A 986-nucleotide genomic window follows, 5' to 3' on the forward strand; every position below is an offset into this window, starting at 1 on the left:
CTCACGCGGGCCGCCGGGCTCACTTCAGGTGGAGCTGCTGGCCCGGGTAGATGAGGTCGGCGTTCTCGACGACGTCCTTGTTCAGCTCGAAGAGCTTGGCCCAGCCGCCCTTGACGCCGTGCGCCTGGGCGATCTTGCTGAGGGTGTCGCCGGCGACGACCTTGTACTCGCCGTCACCCTTCTTGACCTTCTTGCCGGTCGGCGTGGTGACGGTCTTCGGGGCCTTGCGCTGCTCGCTGCGGGTGGTCGGCTCCTCGGCGCGACGCTCCTGCTGCACGGGGGCGGCCTGCTGCTTCGGGGCGGCCTGCTGCGGGGCGGCCTGCTGGGGCTCGCTCTGCTGCGGGGCGGTCTCGGCGGCGCCGCCGTCGTAGGAGGCGCTGGAGAGACCGACGCCGCAGCTCGGCCAGGCACCCTTGCCCTGGCCCGCGAGGACCTTCTCGGCGACGGCGATCTGCTGGGCCTTCGAGGCCAGGTCGGCGCGCGGGGCGTAGGCGGTGCCGCCGAAGGCGGCCCAGGTGGAGTTGGTGAACTGCAGGCCGCCGTAGAAGCCGTTGCCCGTGTTGATGGACCAGTTGCCGCCGGACTCGCACTGGGCGACGGTGTCCCACTCGGCGGTGGTGGCGGCGGAGGCGGTGCCCGCGGTCAGCAGCGGGGCGGCGACGGCGACACCGGTGACGCCGACGAGCGTGGCGACCTGGGCGGCCTTGGAGGGACGACGGTGTTTGCCCTTGGCGGAAAACAGCATGGGGATTCTCCTCACCGACGCCTGTGAGGTGAGCTGTCGGGTTCGGGCCGGAAAGTTGCCCGGCCGCGTGTCCTAGCACGCGGCTTCACCCCAAGCCGGTCGTCGGCCGTCTGTCTCAACGGCCGGGCCCGGCACTTACCTTGGGTCCCCCACTCCTGCCTTCGGCGCTTGCGCGACGACTGTTCCCGGCGACCGAAACGCCGAATCCTGCCGTCGGTCGCCGGGAACAGTCGTCGCGCAA

The 986-nt window shown here is 71.5% G+C and carries 1 protein-coding gene and 1 riboswitch; the gene reads right to left on the reverse strand.

Annotated features, from left to right (window positions below):
* Positions 1-19: 19 nt before the first annotated feature.
* Entirely contained in the window at positions 20-745 is a 726-nt protein-coding gene (locus tag CCN56_RS41155; RefSeq protein ID WP_086832592.1) for a transglycosylase family protein, read from the reverse strand.
* Between the two features lie 3 nt (positions 746-748).
* Positions 749-922, reverse strand: a riboswitch (cyclic di-AMP (ydaO/yuaA leader).
* Positions 923-986: the final 64 nt, after the last annotated feature.

This window comes from Streptomyces sp. NRRL B-24572, assembly GCF_002156145.1.
In the GTDB taxonomy this organism is placed as follows: domain Bacteria; phylum Actinomycetota; class Actinomycetes; order Streptomycetales; family Streptomycetaceae; genus Streptomyces; species Streptomyces vietnamensis.